Genomic DNA, 25447 nt, shown 5'->3' with positions numbered 1-25447 from the left:
GGTTTTGGTCGGGGTATGAACACTGTGGATGACGCGATCATTCCTTGCCTCCCGAGCGATTGCGGGCGTCTGCCGCAAAGAAGCGCTGAAACACGATGAAGACCACCAGAGGCACCGCCATGGTGACGATGGCCGCCACCGATTGTTGATCGAGGTTGGGCTCGAATGAGCCTGCAATGCGGGCCAGAAGCACCGTCAGCGGCACATCGGAGCGCAAATACAGCATGGGCAGCAGCATGGAATTCCAGCACCACAGGAATTGCAGGATGCCAACGGTTGCCATCGGCGTGAGGGAATTGGGCAGAACGACATGAAGAAAGGTTCGGATCGGCGTACAGCCATCAATTTTCGAGGCCTCGATCAATTCGCGTGGAAATTCCGCCAGAAAGCTCTGCACCAGAAAGATCGACCAGGCGAAAGACAGCCCGACAAAGGGAATAAGCACGGCCCAGACATTGTCGATCATGTGCAGATCACGCCACAGCGTGAACAGCGGAATGATCACCACCTGCTGCGGCAATACGAACGAATTGACGATGATGAGCAGCAGAATGCGCCGTCCAGGGAATTTCAGAAACTGAAAGGCATAAGCCGCAGCGGGCGCCAGAAGAACCGTCAGCAGCGTCGCAAGCCCGGTCAGTTTCAGGGATGACAAAAAGGCGGGGGCCAGCGGATATTTTGTCCAGACCGTTTGCCAGGCATCCAGCGTGAAGCGCAGGGTGTGCAGTGACCACCAGCCACCAACGGCAATATCGCCAGCAGGCCGGATGGAGGTCAAAACCAGCCCAACCACGGGCACGATCCAGAGGATGGCCAGAAGGCCGACAAGAATCGGAATCCAGAGAGGGGCGCGGGCGTTCATGTCGCCTCCTTGGTGCGCTGGCGCAGCAATGGGATCGAGACGAACAGCACAACAGCCAGCAACACGACGGTGGCCGCCGCGCCATAGCCAAGCTTGAACTGCATCATCGATTCCCGAAACATGAAATAGCCAACCGTCTCGGTGGAGCGCACCGGACCACCGCCTGTCATGACGAAGATCATGTCAAAGGCCCGCAAGCTGCCAAGAAGATTGATGAATACCGCCACTTTCAACCCCGGCAGCGACAGAGGCAAAATGATGTGGCGCATGATGGAAAGCGGCTTGGCACCGTCAATATAGGCCGCTTCCTTGATGCTTTTGGGGATGGTCTGGATCGAGGCAAAGCAGGTCATCAGCGGCAAGCCCACTTGGGTCCAGGCATAGGCAATCACCAGACATGCAAGGGCTGTGGACGTATCGCCCAGCCACGCGCGGGTCAGGTTTTCCAGACCAAGCGTGTTCAAGACGGCATTCAGCAAACCGCTGTCTCCCGGCCGGTAGATGCCGAGCCAAATGAAACCGCTGACGGCCTCGGCAATGCCATAGGCGCAGAAAATCATCACGCGAAACGGCAAAGTGGTGCGCGGGGCCAGCGAACACAGCACCGCCAGACCCCAGCCGATGCCCACGGACAGGGCTGTTGTGCCGACCGTCCAGACAATGGTGGTGATCACGGCGACACGAAAACTGGCATCCGCCAACAGGTTTGCGTAGTTGGAAAGCCCCACCCATTTGGCCGGAGCAAGACCGCGAATATCGAAAAACGACAGACGGATCGTATCGATCAACGGATAAACGACCGCGCACAGAAACAACAGCACCATCGGTGCAAGCAGGATGAGAGCCGCTCCCCCATCCGTCTGGAAGAAGCGCCGGTTGGCGCTCCCTCCTGTCCGTGGCAGATCGGTGATGGCCGGCATCAATACGATCCCTTTGCCTTGGCCTCGATCGCAGCCGTCACCCTGTCGATATTAGCATCGCTGGGATCGCCCAGGAATTTCTGGAGCTGGATGCGATACTCATCCGCCAGATCGCCGGGCAGGCCATCCCCCAGCACGAAGGCCGTATCCGCCCCGGTCACAAAGGTATTGGACGCCTGAATGGCAGGGCTATAAAGCCCAACATCAACAGCCTTGGAGGAGGATGCTAAACCGCCCTTGGCAATGATGTTGGCACCCTCACGGCTTATGGTGAAGTCCATGAAGGCGTCAGCAGCCTCGCTGTTGCCGCCGGAGGCCAATGCGACAAACTCCTTGGCATCGACACTGGCGGCATTATCATGCCCCTGCCCCGTGGCTGGAAACTGGAATAGACCAAACTGATCCGGGGCAAGCTTGTAGACGGTCTCGGCGCGGTTGTTGATCCACATTCCCATCTGGAAAAAGCCTGCTTTGCGCTCTTTCAAAACCCGGTCCGAGGCATTGTCCCACTCTGTGCCAAGCATCGTAGAGGCATCGCCGCAGCAACCGGCGCTCAACAGTTCGCGCCATTTGCGAAAAGCCGCCTTGACGCGATCATCGGTCCAGGGGATCTCGTGAGCCACCAGTTTGCGGGAAAGATCCGCCCCGCCTTCGCGCAAAATCAGCGTTTCAAACACTTCGGCATGCGCCCAGGTCTTGGCAGGGACGGCCATTGGCACCACACCGGCGCTCTTCAACTTGGCGATAGCGTCCAGAAACTGCGCCCAATCCTTGGGCGGCGTGGTAACGCCTGCCTTTTTGAAGGTCCCAGTGTCATACCAAAGACCGCTGCGGTCGCCGTAAGTGAAGGTAACGCCGTAGAGTTGGCCGGAGACGGACCCAAGATCCTTCCAGCTGTTGTCGAGACGCTCTCCCCATTTCAGGGCGGAATAGGCATCATCCAGCGGGCGCAAAAGACCGGCGGTGACAAGTTCTGTGCGGAACGCTGGCCAGGTGTTGATCATCAGGTCGGCCTTTTCGCCGCCCATCAACGAGGTGCGAAGACCTCCACGCGGATCGCCGGACCATGTCACCGGCACTTCCTTGATTTTCACATCCGGATATTTGGCCATGAAGGCTTTTTCCAGATTTTGGATCACCTCAAGGTCAGACCCCGCCATCCATTGCAGGATGACAAGATCACCTTTTGGCGCGGCCAGCGCCGAACCGCTTGAGGCCAATGCAAGAGTAAACGCTGCCAAAGTGAGACGCGCACAGCGTGACGCCTCCCCGGCAACAGCCGTGAAACTGGTAGTCATCATAGGGGCTCCTCCTCCCGTTATGACGTCATACTGTCATCTAAAATGAAACGATGTCAACTAAATTGACTCCGCAAACAAAACTGCCGGATTGCTGCTCTGTGTCGGGAATTTCGTATTGGGGAATTTGGAGAACGCCGGTGACAACGGCATAAATCGAGAGAAAATGATGGGAATCTCGGACTGGTTTGAACCCGCCATCAGCCGTTTGCGTGACCATGCTGACCAGCGCACCACCGGCGAATTTCATCGGTAAAATGCCGACCAAATGTCTCCGGTCTAACAAGAAGGGGCAAGTGCGAACGAGTATCCCAGGCGTTGACAGCAAATATTCAACAGGCCTTTAGCAATCTTTCAACGAGGCCGAAGTTGTCCAGCTGCCTGGCTGAATTATGATAATTTATCAACACCTTACAGCAAAATAGACTCAACAGTCGTGGGACACGACACAAGCGTTTTCAATCGTGGCTCACACCCCTCTGGCTTGCCAGCCATCTCCCCCTCAAGGAAGGAGATCGGATGGGGTCAACCGCCCAGATCGACATATACGAGTGTGAGTTCCGACATGTTAAGATGAGATGTGAATTCCGCGCTGACTCTATCTCACCCCTCGAGGGGAGATATCCGGCAGGACAGTTGGGGCTGCGGAATAGCTCTGTCAGCCTTCAGTTTTCCAACCATCGCCTTCGTGATGCCGTCAGATGAGCATACATTGCCGCCTGTGCCGCGAGCGGGTCTCGTGCTTCCAGCGCATTCAGAATTGCCTCATGCTCGATCAGCGCCAGTGACCAGGTTTCGGGCGTCTCAAAACGACCCCTTATATGGTCCGAGATAGGGCTATGGCGTTCGTCAAAAAGATTGGCGACGATCTCCGCCAGAACCGAATTTCCTGATTGTTCGGCGATGGTCAGATGAAACTGGCGGTCCTGATCGATCGGCTTGCGACCCTCGGCAATCTCTTGACGCATCTCTTCGACAATCCCGACAAGCGCCGCAAAAACCGCATCGGTCATTGCGGCAGCTGCCTTGACGATAACAGCACTTTCGATGACAGCACGCGCCTGCATCAGTTCCGTCGGGCTCTCCCCCAATGATCGCCCAGAGGCCGCGGACTTGCTGGCGGACAGGACATAAATGCCCGACCCCATGCGAATCTCAATTGTCCCGTCAATTTCCAGCGCAATCAACGCCTCGCGCAAGGATGGTCGCGAGACCCCGAGGGTTTGCGCCAACTCACGTTCCGGTGGCAGCCTCGACCCTGCCGAATAAGGGCCGCTTTGGATCAGATGCCGAACCTGGTCGGCAATCTGTTGGTAGAGACGTTTGGGCAATGTCATTTTGGTCAGTCCAATTTAAAGAATTTCGTCAATAAAACTATATTTATCTGAGATATTGCCACGCATGCAAGCATGAAAGAATAATTGGCTTGACCAATTATCGCGGCATGCCCTATGTCTGTCTACCGAAAGTCTGGGAGGCTTTCACGAATTGGAGGACATCGCGATGGGAGGAGTGTCGCTTGCCACTGGCGAGTGCAAACCCGCGCCGCTGCTTTTAAAACTGGAGGGCGTCACCAAGGAATTCCCTGGGGTGAAGGCCCTGCAGGACGTCAGCCTTGATGTCAGGGCCGGTGAAGTTCATGCGGTTTGCGGCGAGAATGGAGCCGGAAAATCCACGCTGATGAAAATCATTAGCGGCGTCTACCAGAGAGACGCCGGCAACATGATCTACAAGGGCGAGACGGTTCATTTCACCTCCACATTGCAGTCGGAGGCCGCCGGAATTGCCATCATCCATCAGGAACTCAACCTGGTTCCACATCTCTCCGTTGCCGAAAACATCTATCTTGCCCGCGAACCCCGGCTAAGTTTTATGGGTGGGCGTTTTATGGTCGACAGACGCAAGCTGCGCCAAGACGCCAAGCGATGCCTCGACCGACTGGGTGTCGACATCAACCCCGACGCGCAGGTGCGCACGCTCTCCGTCGCGCAGCGGCAGATGGTCGAGATTGCCAAGGCCCTGTCGCTGGATGCCTCCGTGCTCATCATGGACGAACCGACCTCCTCGCTAACCCAACAGGAAGCACAGCTTCTCTTTCGCGTCATCCGCGATCTGAAGCGTGAAGGAACCGGCATTATCTATATCTCGCACCGGCTCGACGAAATGGCAGAGATCGTTGATCGCGTCACGGTGCTGCGCGATGGGCGCTACATCTCTACGGATGATTTCGATGCGATCACCGTGGACTATATCGTCGCCCGCATGGTGGGTCGCTCTCTTGAAGAGAAATTCCCGGCACCGACCCGTTCGCCAACCAAGGACGCCATCTTTTCCGTTTCGGGTCTTAGCCGCCATGGCGCTTTCTCCGATATTGGCTTTGAACTTCGCCGTGGCGAAATTCTGGGCTTTGCGGGACTGATGGGCGCCGGTCGGACGGAAGTGGCCCGGGCGATCTTCGGAGCCGATCCGTTCGACAGCGGAACAATCCTGCTCGAAGGGCGGCCACTTTCGATTTCCGACCCGCGTTCGGCCATTGACGCAGGGATTGCCTATCTTTCCGAGGATCGCAAGGCCGGAGGTCTGGCAGTCAAAATGCCGGTCGATGCCAACCTGATGATGGCCAACATGGAGGCTGTCTCCAATCCGTTCGGCGTCATCGACAAGGAACTGCACCGCCAGTCGAGCCAGCACTATGTCGATCTTCTCAACATCAGGACGCCCAGCCTGAACCAACCCGTCCGCCTTCTGTCGGGCGGCAACCAGCAAAAGATCATTATCGGCAAGTGGCTGTTCCGGCAGCCGAAGATCATGTTCTTCGACGAACCGACACGAGGCATCGATGTGGGCGCCAAGCTCGCCATCTACCGGCTGATGGATGAGCTTGCCGCCAAGGGCATCGGCATCATTCTGATCAGTTCCGAGCTTCCGGAAATTCTGGGACTATCGGATCGCGTTGCGGTTTTCCACGAAGGCCACATCACCGCAACCCTGACGACGCGGGAAACGTCGCAGGAAGAGATCATGCTGTATGCCTCCGGTCGTGTCCGGGAGAGCGCGCGAGGAATGACCCATGGTTGAGATCACCACTGGCAAGCCCCAGCAATCGAGCGACAAGCCACCGCAAAAAGGTTTGAGCGACCGGCAGAAGGATATCATCCAGAAGTTTGCCGCGCTTGGCTGCCTGGTCGTTCTGGCCGCTGTCTTTGCCCTCACCTCCAATGCTTTCCTGAGCGTCAATAACGGCATGACGATCGCACTACAGGTCACGTCGATCGCCTTTCTCGGCATTGGAGCAACCTATGTCATCATCACCGGGGGTATTGACCTCTCGGTCGGCTCCGTCCTGGCGCTGGCCGGGGTGGTCGCCGCCCTTGCCGTCAAAGAACTCGGCGCGCCGGTGTGGATCGGCATGTTGCTCGGCGTTCTCACCGGCACCGCCTGCGGGGTCATCAATGGCCTGGTCATTACCAAGCTGAAGCTGCCACCATTCATAGCTACCCTTGGCATGATGCTGATTGCACGGGGCGTCGCACTGCAAATCACCGGCGCACGGGCGGTCTCAGGCCTTGGCGAATCCTTCGGCGTTCTCGGCAATGGCTCACTGCTGCGCTTCGAAAGCATCGACGATCAAGGATTTCCGGTGGTCAGCTTTCCGGGCATTCCCTATCCCGTGGTGCTGATGGTCATCATTGCCGTGGCCGCAGCCTTCGTGCTGAACCGAACCGTGCTTGGTCGGCATATCTATGCCACCGGCTCGAATGCGGATGCCGCCCAGCTTTCAGGCGTCAATGTCGCCCGCGTCACCGCCTTCACCTATATCGTCTCCGGCACGCTGGCTGGCCTGACCGGCTGCGTGCTGATGTCTCGTCTCGTCACCGCCCAGCCGAATGAAGGCGTGGCCTATGAGCTGGATGCAATCGCTTCGGCAGTGATTGGCGGAACCTCGCTAATCGGCGGTGTCGGTACGATTTCCGGAACCTTCATCGGCGCCTTTGTCATCGGCATCCTGCGCAATGGCCTGAACATGAACGGCGTCTCCGCCTTCACCCAGCAGATCATTATAGGCCTCGTCATTCTCGGCACCGTCTGGATCGACCAGATCCGCAATCGGAAATAATACCCGCCGTCAGGCGGAGGCAGAACGAATATGGGAAGGGAGGAGCCTTCCCCCGCATCGGTCCCCGGCTGGGCCCGTCACACTGAGGAGGAAAGACATGCGTAAACTAGCCCTGGCCCTTGCGGCCTCCGTCTTTACACTGTCGGGCGCGCTCACCGCTTCGGCGGGTGAAATCGCCGTGATTGTCAAGACCGTCAACTCCACCTTCTGGCAGAATGTCCAGAAGGGTGCGGATGCCGCAATTGGCAAGCAGAAGGCCCATACAATAACCTTCCAGGGGCCGGCGGCGGAATCCGCCATCGCCGACCAGGTCAACATGGTCGAAAACGCCGTAAACCGGAAGGTCGACGCCATCCTGCTTGCGCCATCCGACCCGGATGCACTGGTCCCGGCGGTAAAGAAGGCCTGGGAAGCCCGCATTCCCGTCGTCATCATTGACTCGATGCTCTCGAAGGATGCCGAGAAATATTACCAGGCCTTCCTGGCGACGGACAACAAGGCAGCCGGCGAACTAGCGGCCAAGGCGATGATCCAGAAAGTCGGGACCGAAGGCAAGATCGCCGTAATGTCCTATGTGGCAGGTGCCGGTTCCGAAATCGGCCGCGTTGGCGGCTTTACCGACTACATCAAGGCAAACTCGAAACTCCAGATCGTCGGCCCTTATTATTCACAGTCGCAGATGGCGACCGCGCTGAACCAGACGACCGACGTTCTTGCCGCCAATGCCGACCTGAAGGGCATATTCGGCGCCAATGAACCAACCGCCATCGGCATGGGCCGGGCGATCAAGCAGGCTGGCAAGGCTGGCAAACTCGTCGCTATCGGCTTTGACGGCAACCAGGACCTTCAGGAATTCGTCAAGGACGGCACGCTGGAAGCCACCGTTGTGCAGGGTTCCTATCAAATGGGTGAAAAGGGCGTGGATACGCTTTTGAAGCTTCTGTCGAAGGAAAAGGTCGAAAAGTTCATCGACACCGGTGTCGTGGTCGTCACGAAGCAGAACATCGACAAGCCGGAAGCCAAGAACGTTCTCTACTAATGCACGTGCGGCACGCGGGTTTTCCCCGCGTGCCGTTTCCCCGGATTTTCCAGTTTATGGGCAGGACAATGCAGGTCAACGACAGGCGCACGCTGCGCAATCGCGATGTTTCCTTCACGGTGATGGGTCTCGGTTGCGCGCAGATGGGCAATCTCTATCGCTGGACAAGTTACCAGGAAGCTCTTGGTGCCTTCGATGCCGCCTGGGATGCAGGCATTCGTTACTTCGATACCGCTCCCTTCTATGGCTACACCCGCTCCGAACGCCGTCTCGGAACGATGCTGACCGAGCATGAGCGCGCAGACTACGTGCTCTCCACCAAGGTGGGCCGGGTGATGGTTCCCGATGAGACCGTCGGACCAGAGGAAGATACTTATATTCAGCCTCTGCCGTTCCGTCCGGTCTACGACTACACCTATGACGCCATTCTCAAATCCTTTGAGGCAAGCCAGCAGCGCACGGGCGTGCTGAAGCCTGACATTCTCTATGTCCACGACATCGGCCAGATGACGCATGGGGAGGAACACGGGCATTATTGGGAACAGTTGACCAAAGGCGGCGGGTTCAAGGCGCTCGGCCAATTGCGCGACGCTGGCCTCGTCAAGGCCATCGGCCTCGGCGTCAATGAATGGCAAGCGGTCTGGGATGCCATGGATGCGTTCGATATCGATGTCGCCATGCTGGCCGGGCGCTATACGCTGCTGGAACAGGACAGCCTGACGCTGCTTGACCGGGCGGAAAAAGCCAATGTCGGGATCGTGGTGGCCGGTGTCTTCAATTCGGGCCTGCTGGCGGGAAACCGCAAGTTCAATTATGCCGAGGCACCCGCCGACATTCTTGCCCGCGTCGCCGAGATCGAAGCGGCATGTGCCGCTGAAGGCGTATCTCTACAGGCGGCGGCCTTGAACTTTCCATTGCTGCATCCCGCCGTCGTCTCCGTGGTATCCGGCGTCCGCAACGCCGAGCAGATCCGCGCCAACGTCGCCTGGATGCAGGAAGACGTCCCCTCCTCCGTGTGGCGATCCCTGAAGGACAAGGGCATCATCGCCGATGGCGTCCCGATCGGAGCGTGACCATGATCATCGATGCACATCAGCATTTCTGGCTCATGAAAAACCGGCAAGGCCAATGGCCCCCACCGGAGCTTGCCGCCATCTACCGGGACTTCGGGACGGTAGATTTAGAGCCGCAGCTCGCTGCGACGGGCGTTGGGGGGACGGTTCTGGTTCAATCACTGCCGAGCATCGATGATACGCGATTCCTGCTGGATCTAGCGCAACACCATGATTTCATTCTCGGCGTGGTGGGCTGGGTTGACCTGAAGTCGGCGGATGCAGCCACCGTCATCACGGAACTGGCGACGTATCCGAAGCTGAAGGGCCTGCGCCCCATGGTGCAGGATATTGCCGAGGATGACTGGATCGACGATCCCGCACTCGACCCGGCCATCGGGGCGATGCTGGCTTCGGGTCTCACCTTCGATGCGCTGGTTCTGCCCCGCCACCTCGCGCCATTGGAAAGGTTTGCGCGCCGTCATCCCGCTCTGCCTATCGTCATAGATCACGGCGCAAAACCCGTCATCGCGCAAGGGCTCTACAGCGACTGGCGCAAGGCCATGACGCGGCTTGCCGATCTGGAAAACATCTCATGCAAACTGTCCGGCCTGCTGACCGAAGCCGGTTCGCAGCAGCCCGAAGCCATTCGTCCCTATGCCGAGACGATCCTCGATCTCTTCGGGCCGGACCGGGTGATGTGGGGAAGCGACTGGCCGGTACTGAACCTCGCCAGCGATTACCAAAGCTGGTTTGCCCAGGCCCGCGCCATCGTGCCGGAAGCCGCGCATGATCGGGTGTTTTGTGAAAACGCCCGCCGCTTCTATGGCCTTTGAGGTACGAATAATGACCCGTCTTTTAAATGAACTGAAGAAGGCACCAATGCTTGTTTCAATTTGCAGGCCCGGCTCGAAAGCGCATCACCGCTTTGCAGACCTGCCCGAGAGGCTGATATGACCCGCATTACCGATCTCAATGTTTTCGACCTGCGCTTTCCGACATCCGCAAGCCTCGACGGCTCCGATGCCATGAACCCGGACCCGGACTATTCGGCAGCCTATGTGGTTCTTGAAACCGATGAGCCTGGCCTGGAAGGCCATGGTCTCACCTTTACCATTGGCCGCGGCAACGATATCTGCTGCATGGCAATTAAGGCCATGCGCCATCTGGTGGTGGGCGTGGATCTGGACGACGTGCGCGCAGCACCTGGCCAGTTCTGGCGAAAGCTGACCGGCGATAGCCAGTTGCGGTGGATCGGACCCGACAAGGGTGCCATGCATCTGGCAACAGGCGCTGTCGTCAATGCCTTCTGGGATGCCATGGCAAAGCAGGCCGGTCTGCCGGTGTGGCAGTTCGTATCGACCATGTCACCGGAGGAGATCGCCGACATCGTCGATTATCGCTATCTCACCGATGCACTGACCCGCGAAGAGGCTGTCGCTATCCTGCGCAAGGCGGAAGACGGCAAGGCCGACCGCATCGCGCTTCTCGAAAGGCAAGGCTATCCCTGCTACACGACCTCAGCCGGATGGCTGGGATATGACGATGACAAGCTGCGCCGTCTGGCACAGGACGCCATCGACCAGGGCTTCGATCATATCAAGATGAAGGTTGGGCGTGATCTTGAGGATGACATTCGCCGCCTGACGATTGCCCGCGAGGTGATCGGGCCGGATCGTTATCTAATGGTCGATGCCAATCAGGTCTGGGAAGTCGGCCAGGCCATCGACTGGATGAAAAAGCTCGCCTTTGCCAAACCCTTCTTCATCGAGGAGCCAACCAGCCCGGACGATGTGGCAGGCCATCGCAAGATCCGCGATGCGATTGCGCCGATCAAGGTCGCAACCGGCGAAATGTGCCAGAACCGTATCATGTTCAAGCAGTTCATCACCGAGGGGGCGATTGACATCGTGCAGATCGATTCCTGCCGCATGGGCGGGCTTAACGAAGTTCTGGCCGTGCTGTTGCTGGCGGCGAAATATGAAAAGCCGGTCTGGCCGCATGCCGGCGGCGTCGGGCTCTGTGAATATGTCCAGCATCTTTCGATGATCGACTACATCGCGGTCTCCGGCACCAGAGAGGGCCGCGTGATCGAATATGTAGACCATCTGCACGAACACTTCATCGATCCCTGCGTCATCCGCAACGCCGCCTACATGCCGCCATCCCGCCCCGGCTTCTCCATCGAGATGAAGCCGGAATCGATTGCTGCCTATACATTCCCCACGCCAAAGGCAGTCTGACGCGTCAGTTTCCCAACACACGACCCGTCATCCACTGAATAAAGGACATCCCGATGAAAGCTCTCATATGCGACGAGCCCGGCCGTCTCTCTCTTATCGAGCGTGCGCCACCCCCGCGGGCAGAGAACGAGGTTCTTGTGCGGGTCCGCCATGTCGGTATCTGCGGCACGGATTTTCACATCTATGCGGGCAAGCATCCCTTTCTGGAATATCCTCGGGTTATGGGACATGAATTGTCGGGAACGGTTGCGGAGGCGCCCGCAGGCAGCCGGTTGAAGACCGGCGATCCCGTCTATATTGTCCCCTACCTGTCCTGCGGCGCCTGCCACGCCTGCCGCAAGGGTCTGTCGAATGCCTGCCAGAACATCCGGGTTCTTGGGGTTCACTGTGATGGCGGCATGGCCGAATATGTGAGCGTGCCGGAAGAGAATGTCATCCCGACGGGCGGCATTTCACTTGCGGATGCGGCGATGATCGAGTTTCTGGCCATCGGCGCCCATGGGGTGAAACGCGGAAACATCGGACGCCAGGATCGTGTTCTCGTCACCGGCTCCGGCCCGATCGGCATGTCGGCCATCATCTTTGCCAAGGCAAGAGGCGCGCATGTGACGGTGATGGATACCCGCGAGGATCGCCTGGCCTTCGCCGTGGACCGCCTTATGGCGGATCAATCGCTGTTTGCAGATGCGTCGGCCGAGGCTGAAGTTGAAAGGATAACGGGTGGCGATGGTTTCGACGTGGTGATCGATGCCACCGGCAATGCCATTCCGATGCAGCGCGGTTTCAATTTCCTCGCCCATGGCGCACGCTACGTCCTGCTCTCCGTCGTTCGCCAGGACATCACCTTCTCTGATCCGGAATTCCACAAGCGCGAGGCAACGCTAATCGCCAGCCGCAATGCCCAACCGGACGATTTCGCCGAAGTCGTCCGCCAGATCGAGGCCGGCAAGGTGCCGACGCGAGCCCTGAACACCCATACCGGCCACCTTGATGATGGCGTCAAGCTTTTCCAGGATTGGTCCGACCCGCAAGCCGGTGTGATCAAGGCCATCCTGGAGATTGGCTAGGTTCAGGGGTTGGCAATTCAGGAGACAGGCCGCACTTGAATCTGCCTGTTCTTTCGTGTCCTACACTCAACAAAATCCGTTGAGCTTAAGGATTTTATGGGCGTCGATCGAAGCCTGAAGCTTATCCTCGGAGTTTCGATCGCCGTTATTTGCATCCGGATGGTGCATTTTGAGCTTCTGCTTATAACGGCTTCTGATCTCTTCCGGCGTTGCATCCGGCGAAAGGCCAAGCGTCTCGAAAGCCTTCGCTTCCAGCACCTTGAGCTTACGACGCTGAGTATCCAATTTTTCCGCTTGGCGTTGTGCAGCACTTTTACGTGCGTTTGTCGCCTTTGCCGAGCCGGAGCGGGCCGTGGAAGGGAGCGGAATTTCCGACGGTTTATTGACGCTGGTTCCCCACGTCTGCAACTTGCCGCTCGCCGCATCCTTCTGATAGCGCGCTGTTACAGGGTCGGACAGATTGGGTGCGAAATTGTAACCTTTGGTATAGGTTTTCACATGATCGGCACAGAACAGCAGATAGAGGCCCTCGGCAATTTGGCCGACAGGAGCGCGATGCGTTCCAGCCTTGTCGCAGCCATCCCATTGGCATTTCGGACCTGTCGATCCACGGTCTGGAGCAGGCTTTTTACGCGTCGACCGTAGGCCAACAAAAATCTTTGAATCAGAGGTCATGCTGCCTTATATGGCTTTACCGCTACGGTCGGCAAGGAATTTGGATAGGGGTCCCTTGCAGAAAATGCGTCAGCCGTCACGATTGGTTGACCAGTCAAGAGAAGCGCCATTTCATCGGGTTATTGGACGGAACCTTTGGCAGCTGGAAGTGCAAGCACCGCACGCAAGCCAGTCGGGGCAATCTGCTGTAGTTCAAACGATCCCCCGTAGAGACCAGCCATTTCCGTTACAATAGTCAGACCAAAACCATCGCCTGGAACCCGTTCATCTTCCCGAACGCCCGGCAGGAGAACTGTATGGAGACGCTCCAAGGGAATGCCGGGGCCATCGTCTTCGACGCTGATTCTCACCATGGAGCCGTCCCGCACAGCAAGAACTGAAACATGCGCCGATGCCCATTTGAAGGCATTGTCGATCAGGTTGCCAAACATTTCCTCGACATCCTTGTCGTCGCAGGCGACACACAATCCGTCCGCCACTTCCGTTTGAAAGCTAATCCCACGATCCGCATGGATAAGGCTGATCGCTCCATAGACGTCGGCAATTGACTGAGCCACATTGGTGCGCGCAACTATGTTTGCCGATGCCATCACCCGACGGGCGGCACTGAGATGGTGCTTGATCCTGTTGTCTATTCTGGCGACGAGGTCGCGCAGCGCGCCGTCCTGATCATTGCCGCTATCAAGCGCGAGCAACAGGCTGGCGACGGGTGTCTTCAATCCGTGCGCCAGATTGGCAAACTGAATGCGGGTTGCGGCAAGTCTCTCCTCGTTGACCTCAATCAACGCATTGGTCTTTGATGCCAGTGGCGCGAGTTCGATGATGGGTATATCGGGAAGCCGAGACCTTTCTCCACGGTTGATGGCGTCGATGTCGGCAGCCATCGATGTAAGAGGGCGCAGGCCAAAGCGGATCTGCCACAGCGTACCGATCATCAGCACAGCACCCAACAGCAGCATACTGGGTGCCAACCATAGCAAGGCGCGAACAGCGGGATCAGCGAGCGCTGCCTGAGGCGCGGACAATGTAATCGTCATGATGGCGCCACCGACATCACGGGTGGTCTGACGCAAATAGAGCTTTCGCCCGTGATCATGACCCTCTCCAGGGGTAGGCGTCGCGGTGATCATCTGGAAGAAATCTTGGCTTGGTGGCGGAGTGTCTATGGTTCCACCCAAAAGCGAACGCGAGGTGAGCTGCTGCCCCATGCTCTCGATCTGCCAATACCAGCCTGATCCGGGGCGATCGAAAGGCGGTGCATCCAGCGGTGTGGAAAGCGTGAGCCTGCCGCCCTCATCCCGCACCACCGCACTGGCCAGCGCGCTGATCTGCGTGTCGAGGCGCTGATCGATCTGCTCGCGGATAACGGTTTTGAGCGCCAACCAGAGAACGACAGACGCCACCACGAGGGCCAGAGTGACGAAGACACCGGAGAAAATCAGCAGTCGTCCGGCGATTGATCTGGGCCGATTAAGCGCCGGAAATATCATGGCTGCCCCGCCGCTGTCAGCATATAGCCTCGACCTCGGACGGTCTCGATAATGTCCGAACCAAGCTTTTTGCGCAGCCTTGCGATGATGACTTCGATGGAGTTGGAATCCACCTCAGCGTCTCCGTCGTAAACCCGCTCATTCAGCTCGCGCCGATCAACAACCATCTCCTTCCTGAGCATGAGGCATGACAGGACCCGCCATTCCAGCGCAGTCAGTTTGACTGGAAGCCCATTCAGCTCAAACGTTCCGAGTTGAGCATCAAACATCAGCGCGCCACAGCAAATGCGTGAAGAAGCATGGCCGGTTGCCCGGCGCACCAAGGCCCGCAGCCTCAGCACCAGCTCTTCAATTTTGAACGGCTTTGCAAGGAAGTCGTCGGCACCGGCCTTGAAGCTCGATACCTTGTCCGGCCAGCCGTCACGCGCCGTCAGGACAAGGACGGGGAGATTGCGTTCGCTTTCGCGCCAGCCCTTCAGAACCGTGACGCCATCGATCTTCGGTAACCCGAGATCAAGCACGGCAATGTCGAACAACTCGGTCAGTCCGGCATGGAGAGCGTCCTCGCCATTGCGGGCGATGTCGACCACGAAGTTCTCCGACCTGAGCGCAGTGGCGATCCGGCCACTCAGGTCTTCATCGTCTTCGACGAGCAGTACGCGCATGAGACCTAACTTTCATTTGTAGGAGAAGAGCCAGACTTATCGAAAATGGCTGAACTGAATCTGAACCAGAAGGTTCAGCGGGGTAACGGCAGAGGAAGTGTAGATATCCCTGGAGTTTGTCAGGGGAAATGGAAACCGGTTTTCCTGAAAAGACAAACGAACATGACAGACCCTAGACCATTTCCAACACAGCATGCAGCGGTTTTGCAGTCGGAAATGCTCTGGTCAATCACCAAGGAGAATGAATGATGACGGTCGAACATCCTAGCGACGAGCATCCGGAAAAGGCCGGCAGGCCTGCTCCTCCGCACGAGCGACGAAAACGATACTGGATGGCTCTTCCCGCAATCGCCGTGGCGCTCGCCATCGGCGCGGTTGGGGGAGCCGGTGCAATGAAGCTGGTGCGTCCCGCCCCCGAAATGGCTCCAATGTCTCCTGTTGCTATCTCAACGATGCCGACATCAAGCCTGGTCACCATCAAGGGAAAAGTCAGCGAGATTTACGGCAACAAGTTCATCCTGCAAGACGACAGCGGCAAGGCGCTGGTCGAAACCGGACCGGCTGGAGACGGTGGCGGCCTTGTCACGAAGGATGACGTCGTGACCATCCAGGGTCGGTTTGACGATGGCTTCGTGCATGCGAGCTACCTTGTCGATAGCAGCGGGAAGACAGCTGCTCTTGGCCCGCCAGGTCCGCCGCCGCATAGACCATTTGGTGACTTCGCCAATAAACCTGCTCCCTGAACTGCCTGGATCATCAGCAACCTGAACCAAAAGTCGCCTGAACCAAAAGTCGTTTGTCACGTTAAGTGATGCGCTTTTCAACGCACCAAAGGATAAATCCTATGAAACGATACATTCTTTCCGCCGTCGCTCTTGCTGCACTGGCCGGAACCGCATTTGCCCAGCAGCCGCCAGCACCGCCGCCGCCGCCAGCACCACCCATTGCGGGCGCCGTGGCTCCCGACGCCGATGCCGGAACCCCACCACCGCCGCCACCAGGCATGCCAGCCGGGCCGGAAGAGCGTGCCGGACCTCCGCCGCGTGGCCCAGAAGGCCCGATGGGTCCGCGTGGCCATCGCCCACCACCACCGCCAGCGCCTTCCAAAGCAGCCCATTTCCGGGTTGAGGATGGCGAGACCAGGATCGACATCAAATGCGCTGACGATGAGCCGATGAAGGCCTGCGCCGATATCTTGCTTCAGGTTATTGATCGGTTGAATGGGCCTGCGCATCCCTAAGCGCTGATCATCCTTGTTGTCGCACGGGTCGGTAGCCGTGCGACAACAAGCCCCGACGGCAATGGTGTAAAACGCCTGCACCTCATGGTTCCTGCACGTCCGGCATATGAAATCGAGCCGGTTTTGTTTCGGCCTCAACAACGCTTTTCACCATGCTTGAGTACATTCCGGTCGTTCTGAATTCGGTCGGGCTGGCACCGAAATGACGCCTGAAGACCTTGGAGAAATAGTTCGGCTCTTCGAAGCCGCACATCGTCGATATCTCCTTTACGGAGAGATGTGAGCCCTTTGTCAGCAGTTTGACCGCTCTTTTCAGACGTTTATGCAGCACGAATTCCGCTGGCGGCATGCCTTCGCTCGCAGCAAAAACCCGTGAGAAATGGGCTCGGCTGAGACCAGACACTGCCGCCAGTTGCTCAACGGAAAGAGACTGATCCAGATTGGCCGAGATATGATCGATGACATGCTGCATTGTGCGATATTCCGCGCTCAAGTTCGGATGTGAGCCAAAAACATCGTCATAAAGCGCCATGGCGGCCTCATAGGCGATTGCCGAGGCCCGGCCCGGCGTGTCCGCGCCTCCGGCAATGAGACGTTGGCTGCAATCGGCAAGGTGCTCGATGGTCTGCTGGTTCAGGGTGAGAATAGGCCCCATGGCCGTGAGGATCGCGTTATGGATTCGCAGCGCTTCCTCGCCATTCATCGAGATCCAGAAGAACTCCCAGCGCCCCCCTGGCTCCAGCCAATATCGATGATTATGCGGCACCAGGACCAGCAATGTCTGGCCCGGCATGACCCGATAGGTGCTGTTTTCATAGCGCAGGTTTCCAGCACCCGAGATCGTGTGCTGAAGAACGGTAAACGGTGTTTGCCCACGCTTCCTGCCATCCCAGTCATAGGTGGCATCGCTGCGCACCTCATAGCCTGTGCTTGTCGGCATGGTATGCAGGCTATGGCGGCCCCGAGGCAGCGAAACGGTGCGCATGATCGGCCCAGCGTCAATCATCGTCTTTAGCACAGAATTACCCATGAAAGCATAATACCTCTCTGGCGGTCTGAACGATTTTACAGATAATGCCGCTAAAGAGGAAAATATACATTGATCGTAGCAATATTCGCAAGCAATGCGACCGGCGCTTGACGGACGCTTCATTCCGCCTGTGCGAATCATTTTTACCCTCTCGAGACAAAACGGTCTAACACATGTGGAGGAGCATTGTATGAGCAGCTTCAAGATCGCCATCATCGGGGCTGGCAGCGTCGGCTTTACCAAGAAACTTTTCACCGACCTTTTGAGTGTGCCGGAGTTTCACGATGTGGAATTTGCGCTCACGGATATCAGCCAGCACAATCTTGATATGATCAAGACAATTCTGGACCGGATTGTCGAGGCAAACAGGCTTCCTGCCAAGGTGACGGCGTCTACGGATCGCCGCGACGCCATTTCGGGTGCGCGCTATATTATCAGCTGCGTACGCGTCGGCGGTCTTGGGGCCTATGCCGATGATATCCGCATTCCACTGAAATATGGTGTCGATCAATGTGTGGGCGATACGATTTGCGCAGGCGGCATTCTCTATGGCCAGCGCAATATTCCGGTCATTCTGGATTTCTGCAAGGATATCCGTGAACTGGCCGAGCCGGGAGCAAAATTCCTCAACTATGCCAACCCCATGGCGATGAATACCTGGGCGGCGATTGAATATGGCAAGGTCGATACGATCGGGCTTTGCCACGGTGTGCAGCATGGTGCAGAGCAGATCGCCGAGATTTTGGGTGCCGGTCCGGGCGAGCTAGATTACATTTGCTCCGGCATTAATCACCAGACATGGTTTGTCGATGTGCGCGTCAAGGGCCGCAAGATTGGCAAGCAGCAGCTGATCGATGCCTTTGAGGCCCATCCAGTGTTCTCCCAACAGGAGAAGCTACGCATTGATGTGCTCAAGCGCTTCGGGGTCTATTCGACCGAGAGCAACGGCCATCTGTCGGAATATCTGCCTTGGTACCGCAAGCGGCCTGAAGAGATTACCCGTTGGATTGATATGTCCGACTGGATTCACGGCGAAACCGGCGGTTATCTGCGCTATTCCACTGAGACCCGCAACTGGTTTGAAACCGAGTTTCCGCAATTTCTGGAAAGTGCGGGCAAGCCGCTTGATCCGGCCAAGCGCTCCAATGAACATGCCAGCCATATTCTGGAAGCACTGGAAACCGGGCGGGTCTATCGCGGCCATTTCAACGTGAAGAACAATGGCATCATCACCAATCTTCCCTCGGATGCCATTATTGAATCGCCCGGATTTGTCGATCGGTTCGGTATCAACATGGTGGCGGGCATTACCCTGCCGGAAGCCTGTGCGGCCACCTGCATTTCCTCCATCAATGTGCAGCGGATGTCAGTGCATGCGGCTATTTCGGGGGATATCGATCTCCTGAAACTCGCGGTGCTGCATGATCCGCTGGTGGGGGCAATCTGCACGCCGGAAGAAGTCTGGCAGATGGTGGATGAAATGGTGGTGGCCCAGGCCGAATGGCTGCCACAATATGCCCATGCCATTCCGCAGGCCAAAGAACGCCTGAGCCGTGGCACCGTCAAGACGCGCGACTGGAAGGGCGTTGCCCGCCGCGATGTGCGCTCCATTGATGAATTGCGGGCCGAAAAACAAGCGAAAAAGCTGAAGGCCGTAAGCTGATTGATCAGGGCAGCATGACATCCGGTTTCTGAGGAGGGATCGGATGCCATGACCCGCGAGGGAGCCGCCGCGCATTTTGCGGCACAGCTATAAGAAGTGAGGAGGGAACAACCATCATGAAAAGCGTCACCCATACCGCAAAGACTGCTGCCCTGTTGCTGGGCGTGTCGGTTTTTGCTGTTGCAGCCTTTGCGTCTGAGCCCACCGTCGTGCCCGAGGCTCCTCCCTTTCCGGGACAAGGCAAGATCACCTATGTGCCGCGGGATTCCATTGAGGAGTTCAAGGCTCTTGCGAGTTACAGCGAGCCGGATTGGGTGACGGAGAAATTCGTCAAAACCGGCAAACTGCAGCCAGTGAAGGAGCGGCTGCCGAAAGAGCCTCTGGTGTTCAAGACCGGCAATATGCCCGATGGCATCGGCGTCTATGGCGATACCTTGCGCCACGTGATTGGTGGCAGGCCCGAGGGCTGGAACTATTCGGCGGGCCAGACCCAAGGCTGGGGCGGCATTGATATTGCCATGTCGGAATGCCTGACGCGGACAGCCCCGCTGTTTCAGGTGAAGGCCGATGATGTGGAGCCTTTGCCCAATCTGGCCAAGAGCTGGGATTGGTCGGCGGACGGGCATAAGCTGACCATGCATTTGATCGAAGGCGCAAAATGGTCGGATGGGGTACCGTTTACCTCTGATGATGTGATGTTCTACTGGAATGACAATGTTCTGGACAGAAATGTCACGCCCTTGAACGGCGCAACGCCCGAAACCTTTGGCGAAGGCACGACACTGAAGGCCATTGATGATTATACCGTCGAATGGACCTTCAAGGAGGCATTTCCGCGGCAATATCTGTTCGCCATGGCTTACGGAACATTCTGCCCCGGCCCGGCCCATATCCTCAAAACCAAACACCCGAAATATGCCAAGGACTTCACCTATGATCAGTATAAAAATGGCTTTCCGCCTGAATATATGAACATTCCGGTGATGGGTGCCTGGGTGCCCGTGTCCTATCGTTCTGATGATATGATCGTGCTGCGCCGCAATCCCTATTACTGGAAGGTGGATGAGCAGGGGCATCAACTGCCCTATATCAATGAGATTCACTACAAGCTCTCGACATGGGCCGACCGCGATGTGCAGGCGATTGCCGGCTCCGGCGACCTGTCCAATCTTGAGCAGCCAGAGAATTTTGTTGAAAGCCTGAAGCGGGCAGCGCAGCCATCGGCCCCCTCACGCCTTGCCTTTGGCGCGCGTCTGATTGGTTATAATCTGCGGCTCAACTATTCGGCCAATGGCTGGGGTGATCCCGATGCCCGTGGTCAGGCCGTGCGCGAGCTGAACCGCAATGCCGATTTCCGCAAAGCCATTACCATGGCCCTTGATCGTAAGAAGATCGGGGAATCGCTGGTCAAGGGACCGTTCACCGCCATTTATCCGGGCGGATTGTCGTCTGGAACGAGCTTTTATGATCGCCAATCGACCGTTTATTATCCCTTCGATCTCGCGGGTGCCAAGGCGTTGCTGGCCAAGGCCGGGCTGAAGGATACCGATGGCGACGGCTTCGTCAACTTCCCGGCGGACGTGGCGGGTGGTCAGGATGTGCAGATCGTTCTGCTCTCCACTTCAGACTATGGAACCGATCGCAACCTTGCCGAAGGTGTGATTGGCCAGATGGAAAAGCTTGGCCTGAAAGTGGTGCTGAACTCAATGGATGGTGTCAAACGAGATCAGGCCAATTTTGGCGGCCGGTTCGACTGGATGATCCGCCGCAATGATCCCGACATGACATCCGTGGTGCAAAACACCGCGCAACTGGCGCCAACCGGGCCACGCACTAGCGGGCATCACCGCGCGGGGAAGGACGGCACGGTTGATCTGATGCCCTATGAAAAGCAGTTGGTTGACATCGTCAACAGGTTCATTTCGTCTCAGGACAATGTCGAGCGACGGGATTTGATGAAACAGTATCAGAAGATCGCCACCGAAAACGTCGATACCATTGGACTGACGGAATATCCTGGTGCGCTGATCATCAACAAGCGGTTCTCCAACGTTCCGGTCGGCGCTCCGATCTTCATGTTCAACTGGGCGGAAGACACCATCATCCGCGAACGCATGTTTGTGGCCGCAGACAAGCAGGGTGATTTCGAATTGTTCAAAAACCAGCTTCCCGGCAAGCCCGGTGAAAACAAACCTCTCAACTGATCAGCAGCGCTTCAGCCTGTGAATTTTGCGCAGGCTGAAGGCAACTCCCTGAAACACAAGAGAGCACGTTCCCATGTTCCGATTTCTGCTTGTGCGCATAGCCTCTGCCATTCCCGTGCTGTTTGTTCTCAGCGTTGTGACCTTTGCGATCATCAAGGCCCCTCCGGGGGATTACAGCGACTACATCCGCTCCCAGATGATCAATCAGGGTGGCGCATCGTTTGAAGCCGCCGATGCGCAGGCGCAGGCCTATAAGATCGCCAATGGGCTGGATAAGCCGATCCCCGTTCAATATATCAACTGGATCACCGGCATCGTCACCCGCGGTGATTTTGGCCACAGCCTGTTCTACAACAAACCCGTGTCGGAAGTGGTGGGAGAGCGGCTGCCTCGCACATTGGCGCTGGCGCTTGTCTGCCATATCCTTGCCTCCATCATTGGCATCACCTTCGGCATACTGGCCGCAACCCGACAATATACCTGGGTGGATAGCCTGCTCTCCGGCATCTCGTTTCTCGGCATGACCGTGCCGCGTTTTCTGATGGCGCTGATCATCGTCTACATCATGGTGTTCCATTTCAACGTCACGGAAATCAACAGTTTCAACTCTGCCAAATATGGCGGAGCGCCGTGGTCCTTTGGCAAATTCGTAGACCTGTTGCAGCATGTGTGGCCAGTGATTGCCATCGCCACCTTTGGCGGGCTGGCCTATAATATGCGCGTCATGCGCGGCAATCTCCTGGATACGCTGAACGCGCAATATGTCGAAACCGCCCGCGCCAAAGGCCTCAGCGAGCGGCAGGTGATCTTGCGCCATGCAGTGCCGAATGCGCTGCATCCGCTGATCATGTATCAGGGCGTGGTGCTGCCCTATATGTTGACGGGCGAGATTGAAACAGCAATTATTTTTGCCCTGCCAACCGTTGGCCCCGCCATTGTTGGCTCGATGTGGGTCGGCGATGTCTATGTCACCGCAACCTTCATGCTGGTTCTCTCCGCCACACTGATTGTTGGTAATATCATTGCCGACATGCTGCTGGCGCTTCTTGATCCCAGAGTTCGATTGGGCGGAGGAGCGCACGCATGAAAGCCGATGTTCAAACCATAACCATGTCCTCTTCTGCCAACACTCACGGCAATGAGACCTATCTGGCACTGGTCTGGCGACGTCTGCGGCGGTCATGGACCGGAATGATGGGCCTTGTGCTCGTTTGCCTGCTGATGCTGATGGTGGTGTTTGCGGAGTTTTTTGCCCCCGTCGATCCGAAACTGACCGGCACCGCCTTTGCGCCACCGCAGACCATCAGCATCACCGACCAGGAGGGCAATCTCGTATGGCCCCGCACCTATCCGCTGGGGGAAAGCACGGCGCTTGACCCTATTACCTTCCAGCCCATTTCTGGGCCGAACTATGATAATCCCGTCAATCTCGGCTTTTTTGTCAAGGGTTTCAGCTACAATCTGTTCGGTCTTTTGCCCACAGATCGGCATTTCTTCGGCGCAACGGATGGCACGCCGGTGAATTTTCTCGGCACCGATAAATTTGGCCGCGATGTGCTGTCGCGCATCTTTTACGGCTCCCGCGTGTCCTTGATGATCGCATTGACGGTGGTGTTTATCGTCACCGTGGTCGGCACAACGGTTGGCATGGTCTCCGGCTATTATGGTGGCCGCTTCGATACCTGGATGCAGCGCTTTGTCGAGCTGGTTCTGGCCTTTCCGCAATTGCCGCTCTATCTGGCACTGACCTCGCTGATCCCGGTCACCGCTCCCACCAATGTCTTTCTGGGCTTTGTCATCATCGTCATGTCGGCGCTGGGCTGGGCGCAGATGTCGCGCGAGGTGCGCGGCAAGACATTGGCGCTGGCGCGTATTGATTATGTGCGGGCCGCCATGGCCATCGGGGCCACGGATCGGCGCATCATCCTTCAGCATATTTTTCCCAATGTGATGAGCCATGTCATCGTGTCCGTGACGCTGGCCATTCCAAGCGTGGTGCTGTTGGAATCCTTCCTTGGGTTTCTGGGCTTTGCGGTGAAGCCGCCGCTGATTTCCTGGGGCCTGATGTTGCAGGATACCTCGACCTATTCCGTCATCGGGTCCTATCCGTGGATCCTGTCTCCCGTGGCTTTCGTGCTGATCACCGTGTTTGCGTTCAATGCGCTGGGCGATGGGTTGCGCGACGCCGTTGACCCTTATTGAGGAGGCCCCATTATGACACAGACGATCAATGCATTGGCGCCAGATCAAAGGCACGATCACACCAGCCTTTTGGGCGCGCCCATTATCGACGCCCGCCAACTGGCCGTGTCCTTCAAGGTCGAAGGCGGCACGGTGGAGGCGGTGAAGAACGTCTCCTTCCAGCTCTATCGGGGTGAAACCATTGCCGTTGTTGGCGAATCTGGCTCTGGCAAGTCGGTCACGGCCCGCAGCATCATGGGGCTTCTCACCAAGCGCGCCACCTTATCGGCCCGCTCCAGTATTGCCTATGACGGAAAGAATATCCTGAAATTCTCGGATCGCCAGCGCCGGGCGCTGCGTGGCAATCGCATCTCGATGATTTTTCAAGAGCCGATGAGTTCGCTCAATCCGGTCTACACCATCGGCACACAGATCGCGGAAGCCATCCGCGTGCACCAGCAAATGAGCAGTACGCAAGCCATGGAGCGCGCCATGGAGCTGTTGCGCCAAGTGCAAATCCCGGAGCCGGAGGCCCGTCTCAACCAATATCCGCATCAATTGTCTGGCGGTCAGCGCCAGCGCATCATGATTGCCATGGCGCTGGCGAATAATCCGGATGTGCTGATTGCCGATGAGCCGACAACGGCGCTGGATGTCACCGTGCAGGCGCAGATTCTCAACCTGATCCGCGATCTGCAAAAAAGCCTGGGCATGGCGGTGATCCTGATCACCCATGATTTGACGGTCGTTCGGCAGTTTTCAGACTATGTCTATGTGATGCAGAACGGTGAGGTGAAGGAGCACAACACCACGACGGCGCTGTTTGAACATCCGCAGCATTCCTACACTCGCCATCTACTGGCCTCGGAACCCAAGGGAATGGCCAATCCCATGCCGGTCGGCTCTGCCACCATTCTGGAAGGCCGCGATGTGCGCGTGTCTTTCATGCTCAAACATGGTGGCTTTTTCAAACCTCAGTTGAAAGAACTGGTGGCCGTCAACAGCCTTTCCATCACCCTGCACCGGCGTGAAACACTGGGTCTGGTGGGCGAGAGTGGTTCCGGCAAAACCACCTTTGGCCAAGCCCTCGTCAAACTGATGAGTGTTGATAGCGGCCAGATCCTGTTTGACGGCCAAGCCATAGAGAACAACAGCCGCGAACAGATGCGGCCCTTGCGCTCGCGTATGCAGGTGGTGTTTCAAGACCCGTTTTCCTCGCTCAACCCGCGCATGTCGGTGGGCCAGATCATTGAGGAAGGGCTCGTCGTCAACAATATTGGCGCAAGCCGCAGCGAGAGACTGGACCGCGTGCGCGAGGCGCTGATTAGCGCAGGCATGCCCGGCAATATCCTGTCGCGTTTCCCGCACGAATTTTCCGGTGGTCAACGCCAGCGGATTGCCATTGCGCGGGCGGTGGCGCTGGAGCCGGAATTCATTCTGCTGGATGAGCCGACATCGGCGCTCGATCTCTCCGTTCAGGCCCAGATCATCGACCTATTGCGCAAGCTTCAGGATGAAAAGGGCCTGAGCTATCTCTTCATTTCCCATGATCTCAAGGTTGTCCGCGCGCTTTGCCACCGGGTTGCGGTGATGCAGCACGGGCAGATCGTTGAGCAAGGACCTGTTGAGGACATCCTCAGCCATCCCAAAACCGCCTATACCCAGCGGCTCGTCAGAGCTGCTTTCAACGTCGCCACATAA

23 protein-coding genes are annotated in these 25447 nt (G+C 57.4%); 14 read left to right on the top strand and 9 right to left on the bottom strand.

Going from position 1 to position 25447, the window contains the following annotated elements; genetic code table 11:
* Positions 1 to 37 precede the first annotated feature (37 nt).
* The 5 genes from FS819_RS18770 to FS819_RS18750 all read right to left on the bottom strand — a co-directional run bounded on the left by FS819_RS18770 (position 38) and on the right by FS819_RS18750 (position 4417).
* Positions 38 to 862, bottom strand: coding sequence for a carbohydrate ABC transporter permease (locus FS819_RS18770; protein ID WP_156549907.1), 825 nt, complete (start codon positions 860 to 862; stop codon positions 38 to 40).
* Positions 859 to 1782, bottom strand: a complete 924-nt coding sequence (locus FS819_RS18765; protein WP_234624704.1) for a carbohydrate ABC transporter permease — start codon at positions 1780 to 1782, stop codon at positions 859 to 861. The genes FS819_RS18770 and FS819_RS18765 overlap by 4 nt, the downstream gene beginning before the upstream one ends.
* Positions 1782 to 3083: an ABC transporter substrate-binding protein gene (locus FS819_RS18760; protein ID WP_156549905.1), complete on the bottom strand. Its 1302-nt coding sequence runs from the start codon at positions 3081 to 3083 to the stop codon at positions 1782 to 1784. The genes FS819_RS18765 and FS819_RS18760 overlap by 1 nt, the downstream gene beginning before the upstream one ends.
* Before the next feature lie 37 nt (positions 3084 to 3120).
* Positions 3121 to 3348 (bottom strand): hypothetical protein, encoded by a 228-nt coding sequence (locus FS819_RS18755; RefSeq protein WP_156549903.1) that lies wholly within the window; start codon positions 3346 to 3348, stop codon positions 3121 to 3123.
* A 397-nt stretch (positions 3349 to 3745) separates the two neighbouring features.
* On the bottom strand, positions 3746 to 4417 hold the full coding sequence (locus FS819_RS18750) for a FadR/GntR family transcriptional regulator (RefSeq protein WP_156549901.1): 672 nt from the start codon (positions 4415 to 4417) through the stop codon (positions 3746 to 3748).
* Between the two features lie 166 nt (positions 4418 to 4583).
* Between FS819_RS18750 and FS819_RS18745 the strand changes: the two genes are divergently transcribed.
* From FS819_RS18745 to FS819_RS18715, 7 genes are all read left to right on the top strand, one after another.
* Positions 4584 to 6158 carry a sugar ABC transporter ATP-binding protein gene (locus FS819_RS18745; RefSeq protein WP_156549899.1) on the top strand — a complete coding sequence of 525 codons (1575 nt, stop codon included), beginning with the start codon at positions 4584 to 4586 and terminating at the stop codon, positions 6156 to 6158.
* Positions 6151 to 7197 carry an ABC transporter permease gene (locus FS819_RS18740; RefSeq protein WP_156549897.1) on the top strand — a complete coding sequence of 349 codons (1047 nt, stop codon included), beginning with the start codon at positions 6151 to 6153 and terminating at the stop codon, positions 7195 to 7197. The genes FS819_RS18745 and FS819_RS18740 overlap by 8 nt, the downstream gene beginning before the upstream one ends.
* A gap of 97 nt (positions 7198 to 7294) precedes the next feature.
* Entirely contained in the window at positions 7295 to 8236 is a 942-nt protein-coding gene (locus FS819_RS18735; RefSeq protein ID WP_012653552.1) for an ABC transporter substrate-binding protein, read from the top strand.
* A gap of 68 nt (positions 8237 to 8304) precedes the next feature.
* Entirely contained in the window at positions 8305 to 9309 is a 1005-nt protein-coding gene (locus FS819_RS18730; RefSeq protein ID WP_156549963.1) for an aldo/keto reductase, read from the top strand.
* A gap of 2 nt (positions 9310 to 9311) precedes the next feature.
* On the top strand, positions 9312 to 10124 hold the full coding sequence (locus FS819_RS18725) for an amidohydrolase family protein (protein WP_156549895.1): 813 nt from the start codon (positions 9312 to 9314) through the stop codon (positions 10122 to 10124).
* A 117-nt stretch (positions 10125 to 10241) separates the two neighbouring features.
* Positions 10242 to 11531, top strand: a complete 1290-nt coding sequence (locus FS819_RS18720; protein ID WP_156549893.1) for an L-fuconate dehydratase — start codon at positions 10242 to 10244, stop codon at positions 11529 to 11531.
* Positions 11532 to 11584: 53 nt separating this feature from the next.
* Positions 11585 to 12598, top strand: a complete 1014-nt coding sequence (locus tag FS819_RS18715) for a zinc-binding alcohol dehydrogenase family protein (RefSeq protein ID WP_156549891.1) — start codon at positions 11585 to 11587, stop codon at positions 12596 to 12598.
* Between the two features lie 66 nt (positions 12599 to 12664).
* Here FS819_RS18715 and FS819_RS18710 read toward each other — a convergent pair whose 3' ends face one another.
* From FS819_RS18710 to FS819_RS18700, 3 genes are all read right to left on the bottom strand, one after another.
* The gene (locus tag FS819_RS18710; protein ID WP_070163452.1) at positions 12665 to 13273 is read right to left on the bottom strand and encodes a J domain-containing protein; all 609 of its coding nucleotides are present in this window, start codon (positions 13271 to 13273) and stop codon (positions 12665 to 12667) included.
* Positions 13274 to 13392: 119 nt separating this feature from the next.
* Entirely contained in the window at positions 13393 to 14763 is a 1371-nt protein-coding gene (locus FS819_RS18705; RefSeq protein ID WP_156549889.1) for a sensor histidine kinase, read from the bottom strand.
* Positions 14760 to 15428 carry a response regulator transcription factor gene (locus FS819_RS18700; protein WP_156549888.1) on the bottom strand — a complete coding sequence of 223 codons (669 nt, stop codon included), beginning with the start codon at positions 15426 to 15428 and terminating at the stop codon, positions 14760 to 14762. The genes FS819_RS18705 and FS819_RS18700 overlap by 4 nt, the downstream gene beginning before the upstream one ends.
* A gap of 245 nt (positions 15429 to 15673) precedes the next feature.
* Between FS819_RS18700 and FS819_RS18695 the strand changes: the two genes are divergently transcribed.
* A complete protein-coding gene (locus FS819_RS18695; protein ID WP_156549886.1) occupies positions 15674 to 16171 on the top strand; it encodes a hypothetical protein in 498 nt (165 codons plus the stop codon).
* A gap of 101 nt (positions 16172 to 16272) precedes the next feature.
* A complete protein-coding gene (locus FS819_RS18690; RefSeq protein ID WP_156549884.1) occupies positions 16273 to 16668 on the top strand; it encodes a hypothetical protein in 396 nt (131 codons plus the stop codon).
* Between the two features lie 82 nt (positions 16669 to 16750).
* Here the strand turns inward: FS819_RS18690 and FS819_RS18685 are convergent, their stop codons facing one another.
* On the bottom strand, positions 16751 to 17698 hold the full coding sequence (locus tag FS819_RS18685) for an AraC family transcriptional regulator (protein ID WP_156549882.1): 948 nt from the start codon (positions 17696 to 17698) through the stop codon (positions 16751 to 16753).
* Between the two features lie 190 nt (positions 17699 to 17888).
* Here FS819_RS18685 and FS819_RS18680 point away from each other — a divergent pair, with 190 nt between their 5' ends.
* The 5 genes from FS819_RS18680 to FS819_RS18660 all read left to right on the top strand — a co-directional run bounded on the left by FS819_RS18680 (position 17889) and on the right by FS819_RS18660 (position 25447).
* Positions 17889 to 19361: an alpha-glucosidase/alpha-galactosidase gene (locus FS819_RS18680; RefSeq protein ID WP_156549880.1), complete on the top strand. Its 1473-nt coding sequence runs from the start codon at positions 17889 to 17891 to the stop codon at positions 19359 to 19361.
* A gap of 116 nt (positions 19362 to 19477) precedes the next feature.
* A complete protein-coding gene (locus tag FS819_RS18675) occupies positions 19478 to 21565 on the top strand; it encodes an ABC transporter substrate-binding protein (protein WP_156549878.1) in 2088 nt (695 codons plus the stop codon).
* 73 nt (positions 21566 to 21638) lie between these two features.
* The gene (locus FS819_RS18670) at positions 21639 to 22652 is read left to right on the top strand and encodes an ABC transporter permease (protein ID WP_156549876.1); all 1014 of its coding nucleotides are present in this window, start codon (positions 21639 to 21641) and stop codon (positions 22650 to 22652) included.
* Positions 22649 to 23767 (top strand): ABC transporter permease, encoded by a 1119-nt coding sequence (locus tag FS819_RS18665; RefSeq protein ID WP_156549874.1) that lies wholly within the window; start codon positions 22649 to 22651, stop codon positions 23765 to 23767. Before FS819_RS18670 ends, FS819_RS18665 begins: the two co-directional genes overlap by 4 nt.
* A gap of 12 nt (positions 23768 to 23779) precedes the next feature.
* Positions 23780 to 25447: an ABC transporter ATP-binding protein gene (locus FS819_RS18660; protein ID WP_156549872.1), complete on the top strand. Its 1668-nt coding sequence runs from the start codon at positions 23780 to 23782 to the stop codon at positions 25445 to 25447.

Origin of the sequence: Allorhizobium sp. Av2 (assembly GCF_021462805.2) — a bacterium.
Classification (GTDB): domain Bacteria; phylum Pseudomonadota; class Alphaproteobacteria; order Rhizobiales; family Rhizobiaceae; genus Allorhizobium; species Allorhizobium vitis_G.
This window is presented reverse-complemented; position numbering and strand designations above follow the sequence as displayed.